Annotated in this window: 11 protein-coding genes; 7 read left to right on the top strand and 4 right to left on the bottom strand. The window is 67.3% G+C overall.

Translation table 11 applies throughout. The features are described 5' to 3' along the window. The first annotated feature begins 24 nt into the window (after nucleotides 1–24). The 6 genes from aroQ (at nucleotide 25) to glnA (ending at nucleotide 4,803) form a co-directional block, all read left to right on the top strand. A complete protein-coding gene (aroQ, locus tag sphst_RS07380; RefSeq protein ID WP_031394575.1) occupies nucleotides 25–483 on the top strand; it encodes a type II 3-dehydroquinate dehydratase in 459 nt (152 codons plus the stop codon). Nucleotides 484–497: 14 nt separating this feature from the next. Further along, complete coding sequence (gene accB, locus sphst_RS07375) at nucleotides 498–986, top strand: acetyl-CoA carboxylase biotin carboxyl carrier protein (RefSeq protein WP_037527677.1); 489 nt, start codon at nucleotides 498–500, stop codon at nucleotides 984–986. Then, nucleotides 986–2,338 carry an acetyl-CoA carboxylase biotin carboxylase subunit gene (gene accC, locus sphst_RS07370; RefSeq protein WP_031395132.1) on the top strand — a complete coding sequence of 451 codons (1,353 nt, stop codon included), beginning with the start codon at nucleotides 986–988 and terminating at the stop codon, nucleotides 2,336–2,338. The genes accB and accC overlap by 1 nt, the downstream gene beginning before the upstream one ends. A 101-nt stretch (nucleotides 2,339–2,439) precedes the next feature. Next, nucleotides 2,440–2,775 (top strand): arsenate reductase family protein, encoded by a 336-nt coding sequence (locus sphst_RS07365; RefSeq protein WP_031394504.1) that lies wholly within the window; start codon nucleotides 2,440–2,442, stop codon nucleotides 2,773–2,775. A gap of 156 nt (nucleotides 2,776–2,931) precedes the next feature. Then, the gene (locus sphst_RS07360) at nucleotides 2,932–3,270 is read left to right on the top strand and encodes a P-II family nitrogen regulator (RefSeq protein WP_031394505.1); all 339 of its coding nucleotides are present in this window, start codon (nucleotides 2,932–2,934) and stop codon (nucleotides 3,268–3,270) included. A gap of 120 nt (nucleotides 3,271–3,390) precedes the next feature. Further along, complete coding sequence (gene glnA / locus sphst_RS07355) at nucleotides 3,391–4,803, top strand: type I glutamate--ammonia ligase (protein WP_031394506.1); 1,413 nt, start codon at nucleotides 3,391–3,393, stop codon at nucleotides 4,801–4,803. 256 nt (nucleotides 4,804–5,059) lie between these two features. Here glnA and sphst_RS07350 read toward each other — a convergent pair whose 3' ends face one another. Continuing rightward, nucleotides 5,060–6,025 carry a quinone oxidoreductase family protein gene (locus tag sphst_RS07350; protein WP_107045362.1) on the bottom strand — a complete coding sequence of 322 codons (966 nt, stop codon included), beginning with the start codon at nucleotides 6,023–6,025 and terminating at the stop codon, nucleotides 5,060–5,062. 104 nt (nucleotides 6,026–6,129) lie between these two features. Between sphst_RS07350 and sphst_RS07345 the strand changes: the two genes are divergently transcribed. Next, nucleotides 6,130–7,554 (top strand): aldehyde dehydrogenase family protein, encoded by a 1,425-nt coding sequence (locus sphst_RS07345; protein ID WP_107045412.1) that lies wholly within the window; start codon nucleotides 6,130–6,132, stop codon nucleotides 7,552–7,554. Nucleotides 7,555–7,588: 34 nt separating this feature from the next. Here the strand turns inward: sphst_RS07345 and sphst_RS07340 are convergent, their stop codons facing one another. From sphst_RS07340 to sphst_RS07330, 3 genes are all read right to left on the bottom strand, one after another. Beyond that, the gene (locus tag sphst_RS07340; protein ID WP_031395915.1) at nucleotides 7,589–9,364 is read right to left on the bottom strand and encodes an SLC13 family permease; all 1,776 of its coding nucleotides are present in this window, start codon (nucleotides 9,362–9,364) and stop codon (nucleotides 7,589–7,591) included. A gap of 85 nt (nucleotides 9,365–9,449) precedes the next feature. Continuing rightward, nucleotides 9,450–13,613 carry a translocation/assembly module TamB domain-containing protein gene (locus sphst_RS07335; protein ID WP_199848934.1) on the bottom strand — a complete coding sequence of 1,388 codons (4,164 nt, stop codon included), beginning with the start codon at nucleotides 13,611–13,613 and terminating at the stop codon, nucleotides 9,450–9,452. Beyond that, nucleotides 13,610–15,592: an autotransporter assembly complex protein TamA gene (locus sphst_RS07330; protein WP_107045361.1), complete on the bottom strand. Its 1,983-nt coding sequence runs from the start codon at nucleotides 15,590–15,592 to the stop codon at nucleotides 13,610–13,612. The genes sphst_RS07335 and sphst_RS07330 overlap by 4 nt, the downstream gene beginning before the upstream one ends. Nucleotides 15,593–15,666 lie beyond the last annotated feature (74 nt).

Here is a 15,666-nt window from a genome sequence, read left to right as displayed (position 1 = left end):
CGCCCCTGCAACCAGGAGCAGCCTTTGCCCGCGACAGTCCCTGCCACCGTCCCTGCGACAATCTTCGTCCTGAACGGCCCCAACCTCAACCTGCTGGGGACGCGCGAGCCGGAGATTTACGGCGACGAGACGCTCGACGACATCGCCGGCCAGCTTGAGGACCGCGCCCGCGAGCTCGACCTGACGATCGACATGCGCCAGTCGAATCACGAAGGGCACCTCGTCGACTGGATCCAGGAGGCGCAGGCGCGCGGCGCGAAGGCGGTGATCCTCAATGCCGGCGCGTTCACGCATACCTCGGTCGCGGTCCATGACGCGATCAAAGGCGTGAAGACGCCGGTGATCGAAGTCCATCTTTCCAATCCCCACGCCCGCGAATCGTTCAGGCACGTCAGCCTGGTCGGACAGGCGGCGAAGGGAACGATCGCGGGTTTCGGCGCGCTTTCGTATCTGCTCGCGCTTGAAGCCGTCGCACGGTTCTGACAGGAGGCCCCGCCATGACCGATACACCAGAAACAACAGGCGCAATGCAGGTCGATGTGACCCTGGTGCGCCAGCTCGCCGAACTGCTCGACACCACGCAGCTGACCGAGATCGAAGTCGAGGACGGCTCGCGCCGCATCCGCGTCGCACGCAAGGCGGCGCAGGCCGCGCCCGTCGCGCACTATGCCCCCGCCCCTGCGGCGCCCGCCGTCTCCGCACCGCTGGCGATCCCGCAGGCCGAGGTCGGCGCGTCCGCCCCGGCGATCAGCGCGAGCGCGGTCAAGTCGCCGATGGTCGGCACGGTCTATCTGGCCGCCAACCCCGAGGCGAAGCCGTTCTCGACCGTCGGCCAGAAGGTCAATGCGGGCGACACGCTGCTGATCATCGAGGCGATGAAGGTGATGAACACGATCGTCGCGCCCTCGGCCGGCACCGTCACCGCGATCCTCGTCGAGAACGGCCAGCCGGTCGAATTTGACCAGCCGCTGGTCGTGGTCGAATAATGAAGCAAATCAAGAAGCTGCTCATTGCGAACCGCGGCGAGATCGCGCTGCGGATCCACCGTGCCTGCCATGAGATGGGCATCAAGACGGTGGCGGTCCATTCGACCGCCGACGCCGACGCGATGCACGTGCGGCTCGCGGATGAGGCGATCTGCATCGGACCGCCGTCGGCGACCGACAGCTATCTGAACATCCCCAACATCATCTCCGCCGCCGAGATCAGCGGCGCGGATGCGATCCATCCGGGCTACGGCTTTCTCAGCGAGAACGCGCAGTTCGCCGAGATCGTCGAGCTGCACAACATCCTGTTCGTCGGGCCCAAGCCCGAGCACATTCGCACGATGGGCGACAAGGTCCAGGCCAAGCGTACCGCAGGCGCGCTCGGGCTGCCGCTCGTCCCCGGCTCGGACGGCGCGATCAGCGACATCGCCGAGGCCAAGCGGATCGCCGACGAGATCGGCTATCCGGTGATCATCAAGGCGGCCTCCGGCGGCGGCGGTCGCGGGATGAAGGTCGTCACCGACGCCGAAGACCTCGAAACGCAGATGCAGCAGGCCGGCAGCGAGGCGAAGGCCGCGTTCGGCGACGCCACCGTCTACATGGAAAAATACCTCGGCAATCCGCGGCATATCGAATTCCAGATCTTCGGTGACGGCGAGGGCAACGCGATCCATCTCGGCGAGCGCGACTGCTCGCTCCAGCGCCGCCACCAGAAGGTGCTCGAGGAAGCCCCCTCGCCGATCATCACCGCGGAAGAGCGTGAGCGGATGGGCGGGATCGTCGCCAAGGCGATGGCCGACATGGGCTATCGCGGCGCGGGGACGATCGAGTTCCTGTGGGAAGCAGGTGAGTTCTACTTCATCGAGATGAACACCCGGCTTCAGGTCGAGCATCCGGTGACCGAGATGATCACCGGCCTTGACCTGGTGCGCGAACAGATCCGTATCGCCGAGGGGCATCCGCTGACGCTGCGCCAGGAAGATGTGCAGTTCCGCGGCCATGCGATCGAATGCCGCATTAACGCCGAGGATCCCCGTACCTTCGTGCCGTCGCCGGGACTGGTGAAGCTCTATCATGCGCCTGGCGGGATGCATGTCCGCGTCGATAGCGGGCTCTATGCCGGCTACCGCGTGCCGCCCTATTACGACTCGATGGTTGCCAAGCTGATCGTCTACGGCGCGACGCGTCAGGGCGCGCTACGGCGGTTGCGGCGTGCGCTCGAGGAGATGGTGATCGAGGGCGTCACGACGACGATTCCCCTGCACCGTGCACTGCTCGACGATCCTGAATTCCAGGAAGGCGCGTACACGATCAAGTGGCTGGAAGAGTGGCTCGCCAAGCAAGGGGCGTAACACTCCTGCCACTGAGAATGTTCTCCCGCGAGGGCGGGAGAACAAGAACCGGGCGGGACACATGGTCTGGCCGAGGCTAGTCCAATGACGACGGAGCATTCGTGAAGGCGACGATCTACCACAACCCGAAATGCTCCAAGTCTCGCGACGCGCTCGCGCTGCTGCAAGAGGCCGGCGCGGACGTCACGATCGTCGAATATCTGAAGACTCCCCCGTCGCGCGCCGAACTCGTCCGTCTCTATGACCGCGCAGGCATGACGCCGCGCCAAGGTCTGCGCATGGCAGAAGACGGCGCGAAGGCGGTCAAGCATGGCGACGCCGAGGCGATCCTCGACGCGATGATGATCGATCCGCTGCTGATCGAGCGCCCGCTGGTCGAGACCGACAAAGGCGTCCGCCTCGGACGACCCATCGCGCGGCTGCACGAAATTCTGTGATCGCTGCCCCCGCATCGTGCACATCCCTTCCGGATGCTGTATTTTCGGGCAGGGTTTACGGGTGAATCGGCCGTTGCCCGAAGTGGCGACAACTGGCACGTTTGGTGCAAGGCGCCCTGTAGGGCGTTGGTTTCAACGACAATCGGGGGCGTACCTGTGAAAAAGATCGAAGCCATCATCAAGCCGTTCAAGCTTGATGAGGTGAAGGAAGCGCTGCACGAGATCGGCGTAAGCGGTATTACCGTGACCGAGGCCAAGGGCTTTGGCCGGCAGAAGGGCCATACCGAGCTGTATCGTGGCGCCGAATATGTCGTCGACTTCCTGCCCAAGGTGAAACTCGAGGTCGTCGTCGCGGATGGTCTGGCACAACGCGTCGTCGAGGCGATCGCCGCGGCCGCGCAGACCGGCCGGATCGGCGACGGCAAGATCTTCGTCATTCCCGTCGAAAGCGCGCTGCGCATCCGCACCGGCGAGCGCGACGACGACGCGATTTAACGACTTTACTGACACCGACTTCATTTGACGCGGCGCAACAATCTGTGGAATTAGCGCGCTGCGCCGCACTATCATTTCCGGCATATCTGCCGACCTATCGAGCAAAGAGGGCTTAGCATCATGGCAAATTCGGCCAACGACGTCCTGAAGATGATCAAGGACCAGGAGATCGAGTGGGTCGATCTGCGCTTCACCGATCCCAAGGGAAAGTGGCAGCATCTCACGATGGTCGCCAGCCTGATCGGCGAAGACGAGCTGACCGACGGCCTGATGTTCGACGGTTCGTCGATCGAGGGCTGGAAGGCGATCAACGAGAGCGACATGACGCTCAAGCCCGATCTCGACGCGGTCTATGTCGATCCGTTCTCGGCGACGCCGATGATGATTCTGATCTGCGACATCGCTGATCCGTCGACCGGAGAGCTCTACGCCCGCGATCCGCGCTCGACCGCCAAGCGCGCCGAGGCGTATCTGCTGACGACCGGCGTCGGCGACACCGTCTATGTCGGCCCCGAGGCCGAATTCTTCATGTTCGACGACGTCCGGTTCGAGAACAGCTATTCGACCAGCTATTACAAGATCGACGACATCGAGCTGCCGGGCAATTCGGGCCGCGAATATGAGGGCGGCAACCTCGGCCACCGTCCGCGCGCCAAGGGTGGTTATTTCCCGGTCGCGCCGGTCGACAGCGCCGTCGACATCCGCGGCGAGATGGTCTCGACGATGATCGAGATGGGCCTGCCCTGCGACAAGCATCATCATGAGGTCGCGGCTGCACAGCATGAGCTGGGCCTGACCTTCGGCACGCTGACGCAGACCGCGGATCGCATGCAGATCTACAAGTACGTCGTCCACCAGGTCGCGCACGCATACGGCAAGACGGCGACGTTCATGCCCAAGCCGATCAAGGAGGACAACGGCTCGGGGATGCACACGCACTTCTCGATCTGGGATGGCAAGACCCCGCTGTTCGCCGGCAACGGCTATGCGGGCCTCAGCGACATGTGCCTGTATTTCATCGGCGGCATCATCAAGCATGCCAAGGCGGTCAACGCGTTCACCAACCCGACGACCAACAGCTACAAGCGCCTCGTCCCCGGCTACGAAGCGCCCGTGCTGCTCGCCTATTCGGCGCGCAACCGCTCGGCCTCGTGCCGCATTCCGTACGGCACCGGCCCCAAGGCGAAGCGCGTCGAAGTGCGCTTCCCCGATGCGCTCGCCAACCCGTATCTCGCTTATGCGGCGCTGATGATGGCCGGCATGGACGGCATCCTGAACAAGATCCATCCGGGCGAAGCGATGGACAAGAACCTGTACGACCTGCCGCCCGCAGAACTCGCCCAGGTCCCGACCGTCGCGGGGTCTCTCCGCGAGGCACTCGACTGCCTGCTCGCCGATCACGACTTCCTGCTCAAGGGTGACGTGTTCTCGAAGGATCAGATCGAGAGCTATGTCGAGATCAAGCGTGCCGAAGTCGCGCGTTGGGAAATGACGCCGAGCCCGGTCGAGTATGACATGTACTACAGCGGCTAATCTGCCGTGCCGGCAGCTTAGCCGCTGTAGGCCGGCGTCGCCTATGGCGACGACCGACGACGTGGCTTCGCCACGGCGCTGACAGAGAAAAGGGCGCCCGGAGCAATCCGGGCGCCCTTTTCCCGTTGAGGTGCTCTGCAAACTCCACCGACCGGGGAGGCTCAAACTGCACGATACATCCAGACCCTGTGTCCCCGCGGAGGCGGCGCCCCAGTCTGGCCTCCCGCCTTCGCGGGAGAACATGGCTGCGGCGCGCTCAGGCCAGCAGCACGCTACTCCCGAACGTCTCCCCCGCCTCGAGCGCCCGGTGCGCATCCGCCGCATCCTCCAGCGCAAAGGTCTGGCCGATCTCGGGCTTGAACGCGCCCTGCGCGAGCATCGCGAACACCCGGTCGACCATCGCCTGCCGGTGCTCGGCATAATCGAACAGCGTCGGGCGCGTCACGAACAGCGACCCCTTGGCCGCCAGCACGCCCAGATTGACACCATCGACCACGCCCCCTGCATTGCCATAGCTGACGATCAGCCCACGCTTGGCCGCGCTGTCGAGCGATGCCGTCCACGTTGCGCCGCCGACGCCGTCGAGCACCACGGGCACGCCCTTCCCGCCGGTGATCTCGCGCACCCGCGCAGCGATGTCCTCGGACCGGTGGAGAATGACGTGATCGGCCCCCGCCTTGCGCGTCCGCTCGGCCTTCGCCTCGCTGCCGACGCTGGCGATCACGGTCGCGCCGATCGCCTTCAGCCAGCCGACCAGGATATGCCCGACCCCGCCCGCGGCGGCATGGACAAGCACCGTCTGCCCGGCCTCGACGCGCGCGCAGCGTTCGATGAGGAACTCCGCGGTGCAGCCCTTCAGCAGGATCGCCGCGGCGGTGCGGTCGCCGAGCGTGTCAGGCAAATGGAAGAGCTCACCCGCAGGCACGTTGTGCTCGGTGGCGTAGGCCCCGCGCGTGGGGCCGAAGGTGCCGACGCGGTCACCCGGGGCAAAGCCCGTGACCCCCTCGCCCACCGCCATCACCACGCCGACCGCCTCGCTGCCGAGCCCCGAGGGCAACGTCACCGGATAGACGCCGCTGCGGTGATAGGTGTCGATATAGTTCAGCCCGACTGCGGTGTTGCGCATCCACACCTCGCCCTTGCCCGGCGCGGGCAGGTCGACGTCGTCCCACTGGATCACCTCGGGGCCACCGGTCGTCCTGATAGTCGCTACGCGTGCCATGCCCGTCTCCTGTTGATCATGACCCTAACTAGGCTCCGCGTTTCGGGTTGCAACCGATCCGCCCGACGCCCATTCCTCTGCAAAACACGATGCGGAGAGGCATGATGAAGAGCTATCTGAAGCAGTATATCGACGGCGCCTGGGTCGACAGCGACGGCGGCCGGATCCACCAGGTCATCGATCCCTCGACCGAACAGCCCTGTACCGAGATCACGCTCGGCACCGCGGCCGATGTCAACAAGGCGGTCGCCGCCGCCCGCGCCGCGTTCGAAAGCTGGAGCCAGACGAGCGTTCAGGAGCGGCTCGACGTGCTCGGCCGGATCATGACCGAGTACAAGGCGCGCATGCCCGATCTGGCCAAGGCGATGTCGCAGGAGATGGGCGCGCCGATGGCGCTCGCATCGATGGCACAGGCGCCGACCGGCCTCGCGCATTTCTCCGCGACCGCCAAGGCGCTGGCGGCGTTCGAATTCTCCGAAGTCATCGGCAAGGCGACCGTCGTGCACGAACCGCTCGGCGTCGTCGCGATGATCACGCCCTGGAACTGGCCGCTCAACCAGATCTGCGCCAAGGTCGCGCCAGCGCTGGCGGCGGGCGACACGATGATCCTGAAGCCGTCCGAGGAGGCGCCCTCCTGCGCAATCATCCTCGCCGAGATCATGGATGCCGCGGGCGTCCCGGCGGGAGTGTTCAACCTCGTCAACGGCGATGGCCCCGGCGTCGGCGTGGCGCTGTCGAGCCACCGCGACGTCGACATGGTCAGCTTCACCGGCTCGACCCGCGCGGGCATCGCGGTCGCGCAGGCCGCCGCTCCGACGGTCAAGCGCGTCCATCAGGAACTTGGCGGCAAGGCGGCCAACCTCGTACTTGAAGGCGCGGACCTTGCCAAAGTGCTGCCGCCGACGGTGGCGGGCGTGCTCGCCAATTCGGGGCAGAGCTGCATCGCGCCGACCCGGCTGCTGGTCCATGCCAGCCAGGTCGCCGAAGCCACCGCGATCGTGAAGTCGATGATGGAGCAGACCAAAGTGGGCGACCCTGCCGAAATGGGCCAGCATATCGGCCCCGTCGTCAACAAGGCGCAGTTCGACAAGATCCAGGGGCTGATCCAGTCGGCGATCGACGAGGGTGCAACGCTGGTCACCGGCGGCGTCGGCCGTCCCGACGGGCGCAACGCGGGCTATTACATTCAGCCGACCTTGTTCACCGATGTCCGCCCCGACATGCGGATCGCGCAGGAGGAAACGTTCGGCCCGGTCGCGACGATCACCGCCTATGCCGACCAGGACGAGGGCATCCGCATCGCCAACGCGACCGAATACGGGCTGTCTGCGACGATCTCCGGTGACCCCGCCGCCGCCGCGAAGGTCGCATCTAAGCTGCGCGCTGGGCTGGTCACGATCAATTCGTGGAGCCCCGACATCGGCGCACCGTTCGGCGGCTATAAGCAATCGGGCAATGGCCGCGAGAACGGCCGTTACGGGCTAACGGACTTCATGGAGGTGAAGACCGTGGTAGGCCTGCCCGGCTGACCCCGCCGACGCCCCCTCCCCTGCGGGAGGGGGCTCAGTGCATCGGCCAGACCGCCACGATCAGCGGCGTGCCGACCAGCAGCACCAGCAGCGACAGTGGCGCGCCGAGCCGGGCGTAATCGCTGAACTTGTAGCCGCCCGGCCCCATGACCAGCGTGTTGCACTGATGCCCGATCGGCGTGAGGAAGTCGCACCCTGCGCCGACCGCGGTCGCCATCAGGAACGCCTCGGGACGGTAGCCGAGGTCGCCAGCGAAGGTCGCCGCGATCGGCGCCATCACCAGAACGGTCGCGGCATTGTTCAGGAACGGCGTCACCGCCATCGCTGCCGCCAGGATCAGCGCGACCGCGCCCCAGGGCGGCAGCGTCGATGCCGTCGCGGACAGCCAGGTCGCGATGACATCCGACGCGCCGGTGGTGCGAAGCGAGTCGCTGACCGGAATCAACGCGCCGAGCATGATCAGGATCGGCCATTCGACATGGTCATAGGCCTCGCGCACCGGCAACACGCCGGTCGCCATGATCAGACCCGCCGCCGCGAAGAAGGCCACCGCCACGGGCACGAACCCCATCGCCGTCGCCCCCATCGCGACGCCGAGGATACCGATCGGCAGCCAGCTGCGCTTCGACACGCCAAGCCGCATCTCGCGCTGTGCCAGCGGCAGGCAGCCCAGGTCGCGCAGCTTGCCGGGCAGCTGTTCGAGCGGCCCCTGCAGCACCAGCACGTCGCCCGCGCGCAGCTCGATATTCGCCAGCCTGCGCGACAGATGCTCGCCCTGTCGCGAGATCGCGATCAGATTGACCCCGAACCGCGCCTGCAGCGCAAGCCGGGCAGCGGTCCGCCCCGCCAGCGGCGAACCGACATTGACGACCGCCTCGATCACGCCGACTTCATCGTCGTCCGCCTGATCCGCCTTTTCGCGGTCCTCGCCTTCGAGCTTCAGCCGGTCGCGCGCGATCACGCGTTCGAGCGCATCGGGTTCGCCGCCGAGGATCAGTACGTCGCCAGCCCTCAGGTGCGTATGCTCGTTCGGCGCGCTGCGCATGCCCGCGCGCAGGATCCGCGTGATCGACACCTCGCCGTCGTGCCGTGCGAGAAAATCCTCGACCGACTCGTCGACCGCGGGGGACGTCTCGGGGATCGCCGCTTCGGTGATATACCCCTTGATATCGAGCGCCTCGCCCATCGTTGGCGCAGCCCGCCGGTCGCGCGGCAGCAGCCGATAGGCGAAGCGCAGATAGATCAGCCCCATCACCGTCAGCCCGAGGCCGACCGGGGTGTAATCGAACATCCCGAACGGCTGGCCGGTCATCTGCTCGCGGACGCGGCTGACGATGATGTTGGGCGAGGTGCCGACGAGCGTGATCAGACCGCCGAGCAGCGACGCGGTCGCCATCGGCATCAGGAACACTGATGGCGAGGTGTCGTTCTTCTTGGCCATCTGGAACGCGGCAGGCATCAGCATCGCCAGCGCGCCGATATTCTTGACCAGCGCGGACGAGAATCCGACCGACGCCGTCAGCACGACGAGCTGCGATCGTACCCGCGTGACCCGCTTTGCGAGCTTCGCCAGCGCGAGTTCGATCACCCCCGAGCGCTGGACCGCCGCCGAGATGACGAGCGCCGAACCGACGATGATGACGATGTCGTCGGAAAAGCCCTTGAAGGCGTCCTTGGGACTGACGATTCCCAGCGCGATGCTCGCGAGCAACGCCAGGATGGCGGTGACGTCATAGCGAAACCGTCCCCAGATGAAGAGCATCATCATGCCGATGAGCGTGGCGATCGAAAGAGATTGGGGAAGGGTCATCTGGCCTCGATATGTAACGGCCGATCAACCATGGCCGAAAGCGCTGGTTCCCACGACAAGGGGGGCCGCAGCGTTTGCCGCCGGTTCAATAGTCCTTCGAGATGCGGACGTTCGCACTCTGCCTGCCTAGCGTGGAGATGCTCGACAGCAGCGACAGCCAGCGGGTGACCTGGAACTCGACCTGCGTCGCGCTATAGCCCTGGCCGTCGGTGACGATCTCCGCATAGAGCCGCCGCGTCACATATTTGCCCGCGGCGATCGACGTGCCCTGCCCCGTCTGCGGGTCGGCAGGCAGGATACGCAGCCGGTCGAGACCTGCTGCACGCCGCACCGCGTTGATCGGGTTGATCCCGTTGCCGCCGTCCTGCAACGCCGCCACCGCCGCCGCGAGCTGCAGGGCTTCGGGCGCGGACAGGTTGGTGATCGACGTCCCGAACAGCAGGCGCGAGAGCAGTTCGTCCTGCGGCAGCGCGGGCGTGCTCGTGAACCCGATCTCCGGCTTGAGCGCATAGCCCGTGACCCGGATCGAAGCGTTGAGCCCGGTCGAATCGGCGTTCGCCTCGATATCGAGCGCCGGGTTCGCAGGCACGCCGCCATCGAACCGGATGACGCCGCGCGCCAGTTCGAATTCGCGCCCGGCAAATTCGTAATCGCCGCGGATCAGCGTCGCACGGCCCGTGATCGCGGGGTTCTGCGGCTCACCGGCGATCTGGAGATTGGCGGACCATTCGCTCGTCAGCCCCAGTCCGCTGACCATGACCTGGTTCGGTGCGCGGGCCTTGATCGCCAGCGTCCAGGGGCGCGTCGGCGCGGCCTTTTCCTCGCCGCCCTCGGGCAGGTTGATTTCCCGGATGTTGAGTTGGGGCACCGCACTCGCCGCGGTCGCCTGGCCAAGCCGGTAGCGACTCTTGTTCATCACCACGTCGCCTGCGATCACGCCGCCTATCCCGTCCGATGTGAACGTCAGCGGCCCCGTCACCGTCGCGCCGATATCGTCGCGATTGATCATCACCGCGTTTGCAGCCTGCAGCCGCAAATCGATGCCGAGCCCGTTCTTGCCTGCGAAATCGAACTGGCCGACGCCGGTCACCCGACCACCCTTGCCCGCGTCCGCGGCGAAACGGTCGATCACCAGCCGCGAACCGCCGAACCGGCCGCTGGCCTGGACGTTCGACAGGATCGTGCCCGTCGTGCCGCTTTCGATGCGGGCGTTGGTCGCACGGACGACGCCGCGGATTACCGGCGCTTCGAGCGTATTGACGACGTCCGCCCCGATCGCCACCGGTCCCGACAGGTCGAACAGCTCGACCCCCGTTAGCCGCCACAGCGTGTCCGCGGGCCCGCTGTAGCGCAGCTGTCCGAACAGCCGCGCGCGCGCGATCCGCGTGGCAAGGTCGCCCTCACCAAGCGGCGCAAGCTGCGCCTGTGCGCGCCCGATCGTCTTGCCACCCGAGGCGATCACCGCACGCAGGCCGAGCTTGTCGGGCGACAGAAGCGCCACGACCCCGACGTCGATCGGCCGCGACGACAGCACGAGCCCCGCACGGCTGAGGCCACGGATCGTCACGTCCGCCTTGCCCGTCGGCGGGTTGCCGCCGCTCGTCGCGACGCTGAACGTCCCCGATGCCAGACCGCCGAGCCCGAGGCCGGGATAGCCGATGTCGAGGATGGCCAGCGGCATCCGCGTCATGCTCGCGTCGATCGCGCTGGTCGATCCGGTGAAGCGTCCGCCGATCTGCGCCTCGCCGCCCGAAAAGCTCAGCCGCGTCGGTGCGAGGCGCCAGCCATCGCCGTCGCGGGTCACGATCGCCGGGCTCAGCAGGCGCAGCGGCCGCCGGTCGAGCGTCCCTTGCGCGGCGATGCGATAGCTGTCCGCGGTCACGTCGGTCACGCTCTCGATATCAAATGCGCGTCCGCGCGAGCCGGCAATCGACGCCTTGATCTGCCCCACCCCGCCGCGCAGCGACGCGCTGCCCGCCAGCCGCCCGATGCTGAGCGCGCCGCGTTGCAAGCCTGCGCCGGTCGCGGTCGCCTCGATCGACGTTCCCGCAGGGTCAAGGATCGTGACGAGGTCCATATGACCACGCCGCAACGTCCAGCCGGCAAGCGTCCCCGCGCGCGCATCGAGATGCGCCTCGACGCGCTGATTCTCGCCGACCGGCCGGAAAAGCAGTTCACCCGCCAGACCGCCGCCCGCCACCGCGAGCCGCCCGTTGAAGCCGCCATCGACGATCGCGAGCGTCCCCGTCGCGCGGGTCCCGCTGACGTCCAGCGCGGCGATCGCGATCGTGGCACCGGCGCCGCGCGGCAGGAGGAGCGTACCCGCCGCGGTGAAGGGGCCAAGCCGCGAGCCGCCCGCAGCGGCAAAGGCATAGCCCTGCGCGGTCGGATCGAGATGCGCTCGCACGTTGGTCAGCCCCAGCGCCGGACTGGGGCTGGCGAGGACGAGGTCGAGCGTCGGCCGCTCGATCCTGCCGTCCAGCGTCAGCGTGACCGGCCCGTAGTTTTGCTGGCGCCCACCACCCTCGAACCGGAAGCTGCCGTCGCGCCGCCTGTAGCCGTTGCCGCTCAACCGGATCTGCGGCGCGACGAGGACGAGGGTGTTGAAATGCAGGACGCCGTCCGTCGTCCGTTCGAGATTGGCGGTGAGCCGCGGCAGGCCACCTGCGAGACTGCGGAAGAAGGCGTTGTCGAGACGCAGCACCTGTGCCGCTCCCTGCCCGATCACGCGCGTCCCCTTGCCGTTCGGCCCCGGAACGACGCGCAGCGTCGACGTGACGTCGACGATTCCCAGCCCCGGGATCAGATAGCGACCGAGCCGGCCATTCACCCCGACGTCGAACCGCCCGGTGCGCAGATCGACCCGGATGCCGATCCGCCCTTTGAGCTTGTCGGAGCGCAGCACGAGGTCGTCACCGGTCAACAGCGCAGGCGTGATCCGCAGCCGCCCATCGACCGACAGGTTGCGCAGGATCCCCCCGGCAACATCGCCCACCCCGGTCACGCGGGCGGCGGTGACGCGGATCGGGACGGTGACCGGCGCCGCCGACAGACGCCCCTTGCCGGCGATCCGCACGGAATCGAAGCCGGTCTTGTCGAAGGTCAGTCGTGCCGCATCGAGGCGGTAGTCAAAGCTGGCAGTCGCGAAGTCACCGTCGAGAATGGCGCGCAGTTCGATGCCGCTGCCCCCCATCGTCCCGATCAGCGCCGTCGGCCGCAGCAGCCGCGCCTTCACGCGAAGATCACGAAACGCGTTCGCGCCGAGATCGACGATACCCGTCGTGTCGAGCGAGACGGCCGGCGACCGCAGCGACAGCCGCCCGTCAAGCCGGCGTTCGACGAACGTCGCGGCGCCATTTACCAGAACCCGTGGCGTCGTGAGCGCCGAGAGCCGTCCGCTGAGCAGCCCCGAGGGGGCGAGCGTTCCCGACAGCGTATAGCGTCCGCTTACCTGTGAGAGCGCGAGATCGACCGCGCGCGACGCGCCGACATTACCCTGTGCGCGGCCCGTCCAGCGCGCCCAGCGGCCGTCACCGGTGACGACGAGCGCGACGTTGTTCCGGGCGCCGATCATCCGGGCGAGCACCCCGTTCGCCGCCCCGCGCGCCGCGACGTCCAGATCGAACCGGTCGCGCGCGGGCTCCGCATCGATCCGCAGCTTGAGCCGGTCGCTGCCCGCAACCAGCGCGTTCACGTCGACGAGCGCGCGTCCCGAGCGGATATCGGCACGGCCGTCGAGCCGCGCGACGCGGGCGGTGCCGAGCACGCGCGTGTCGAGCAGCAGACGTCCGACTGTGAGCCGCCCGATCCGGATGTCGAAATCCGGCAGGATCGGCGTGCGCCTCTTCGACGGTCGCGTGCGCGGGACGTGGAACAGCGTCGCGCGATCGATCGCGAGCCGGCGGATCTCGAGCCGGTTCGAAAACCAGCGGATGGGCGACCAGTCGAGTTCGACGCGCGGCGCCTGGAACACGAGCCCGTCGAGATCATAGACGCGCAGATCAGTCAGCCGCGTATCACCATAGAGAGACCCGTCGATCCGCCCGATCGTGAAGCGCAGCCCGTTGGCCGCGCGGATCGCGCCGACGCGGTTGGCGACATAGCGGTGGCCGACATCGGTATCGACGATGAGCAGTGCAGCACCCAGGATCGCCACCAGGGCCAGGAACGCTGCCGCAAGCCAGCGCCACCAGCGGCGCCGTGGCACAGGCCGGCCCGGCTCTGTCGCGTCGGTCGCGGCGTCGGTCAAAACGCCTGTCCCAGCGATACATAGACCGCGATCCGGCTGTCCCCCGGTTGCGGGTTGATCGGCGTCCCGACATCGAATCGGATCGGGCCGAAGTTCGAATAATAGCGCACCCCGATCCCCGTGCCATATTGCAGGCCGGTGAATTTGGGCAGCGGCGACGTGTAGATGTTGCCCGCATCCAGGAACGGCACGACGCCGAAATTGCCGAACGCCTTGATCCGCGCCTCGATCGAGAATTCGGTCAGGCTGCGGCCGCCGATCGGATCGTTGTTCGGATCGCGCGGACCGATCGACTGATAGCCATAGCCGCGTATCGACGCGCCGCCGCCGGCATAGAAGCGCCGCGACGGTGCCACCTGATCGCGTGGCGCGCCGACGATCGTGCCGAGCCGGGTCCGCCCCGCCAGCACGATCCCGTCGCTGACCGTCCGGTACACGCTCGCGTCGATCTGCGTCCGCGCATAGCCGAACACCGATCCCTGGAACGACGCCTCCGGGCTCAGCCGCCCGCCGAGCCGGAACCCGCGCGTCGGGTTGAGCAGGTCGTCCGATCCGTCAAAATTCAGCGTGGTCGGCAGCGCGCCGATGAAGAAGGTGCGTCGCCGCGGGTCGCCGGTCGACACGATCACGTCGCGTTCGTCCGACGCGATCAGCTCCGCGCCGAGCGACCAGGTCCAGGTCTTCTGAAAGAAGATGTTCGTCTGGCGTTCGATGCTGCCGGCCAGCGTGAAGGTCTTGGCTTCATAGGCATCGCGGTTGATATGCACCGCGGAGACCTGTGCGGTCAGCACGCGGTCGCGCGCATGGAAGTTGTTGCGGCGATAGACGATCGCGCCAAGCTGCTCCTGCGTCCCGATGACGCTGCGCAGCGTGAGCGCGCCTTCGGGCGGGAACAGGTTGCGATGCGTCCAGCTGACCTCGGCGCGCGCGCCCTCGCCGGTGCCATACCCAAGCTCGCCCGCGACCGTGCGCGGCGGCGCACGGTCGAGCTTTACGCCGATATCGACGCTGTCCGCGGTGCTGCCGGGGATCGGCCTGACCTCGACCGACGACACCAGGCTGGTCTGGACGAGCGCCCGGCGGAGATCGTCCAGTTCGCCTGCGTCATAGGGTTGGCCGGGCGTGAACCGCGCGATTTCCTGCACATGCTCCGCATCGAACACGCGGTTGCCGGGCAGCGCGACGATCCGGCCAAAGCGCTTCTGGCCGCCAGGGACGATCGACAGGTCGAGCGTGGCGGTGCGCGTCGCATGGTCCACCACGATCGCCGGATCGCCGACCTTGGCAAAGGGAAAGCCCTCGCGCCCGATCTGAGTCGTCAGCTTGGCTTCGCCCGCGACGATCGCGTCCGAATTGACCGGGTCGGCAGGCTTGATGCCGAAGGCCTGGGCCAGCGCGGGCGCCTTGTCCCCCGCCGCCGCCAGACCGTCGATCGTCACACCCGTGAAGGTGTAGCGTGTGCCGGGCTCGGCCGAGACGATCACCAGCGGCTTCTGCCCGGGCTCGACCCGGGTGGTGACGCGCGCGTCATAATAGCCCTCGGCGCGCAACAGGCTGTTGAGCAGGTCGCCGTCCTCGCGCGCGCGGCGATCGAGCTGCGCTGCGTTGGCGACCTCGCCGTCGTTCGCGTTGAGCGTCGAGAGCTGGTCAAACCGCTGTTTCAGCAGCGCGTTTCCAACCGAGTCGATCCCTTCCAGCCGCCACGAATAGCGCGTCTCGGTCGTCGCGTCGGTGTTGGTAGCGACGGTGACCGGATCATCGGTGGCGGCAGCAAGATCGGGCCAGGCGACGCCGATATCGGGCAGCGGCGCGAGCGGCGACATGGGATCGAGCGACACCGGCGCGTCCGCGGCCGCAGCGCCCTCCTGCGGCGTGGACACGCGTGTCTGGGCGGCGGCGCGCGGGGGCGCCGTCAGCATCGGCACGACAAGGACGGCGGTGGCCGTACCGATCCCGACCCACCCGAAGCGGTACACCATGCTCGCCTCCTAGCCGGGCTTGGCCCCCCGCAACAGTCGTTCGTGACGCATTTTCGCCACGTTTCGTCATGACA

The organism is Sphingomonas sp. STIS6.2, assembly GCF_000732685.2.
GTDB lineage: Bacteria > Pseudomonadota > Alphaproteobacteria > Sphingomonadales > Sphingomonadaceae > Sphingomonas > Sphingomonas aerolata.
Note: the sequence above shows the minus strand (reverse complement) of the source record. Positions and strands in the feature narration are given on the sequence as shown.

Coding starts and splice junctions, on each gene's coding strand:
- sphst_RS07350 (WP_107045362.1), bottom strand. CDS start 6,025: ATGGCACGCGTAGCGACTATCAGGACGACCGGTGGCCCCGAGGTGATC.
- sphst_RS07340 (WP_031395915.1), bottom strand. CDS start 9,364: ATGACCCTTCCCCAATCTCTTTCGATCGCCACGCTCATCGGCATGATG.
- accB (WP_037527677.1), top strand. CDS start 498: ATGACCGATACACCAGAAACAACAGGCGCAATGCAGGTCGATGTGACC.
- sphst_RS07345 (WP_107045412.1), top strand. CDS start 6,130: ATGAAGAGCTATCTGAAGCAGTATATCGACGGCGCCTGGGTCGACAGC.
- sphst_RS07330 (WP_107045361.1), bottom strand. CDS start 15,592: ATGGTGTACCGCTTCGGGTGGGTCGGGATCGGTACGGCCACCGCCGTC.
- glnA (WP_031394506.1), top strand. CDS start 3,391: ATGGCAAATTCGGCCAACGACGTCCTGAAGATGATCAAGGACCAGGAG.
- accC (WP_031395132.1), top strand. CDS start 986: ATGAAGCAAATCAAGAAGCTGCTCATTGCGAACCGCGGCGAGATCGCG.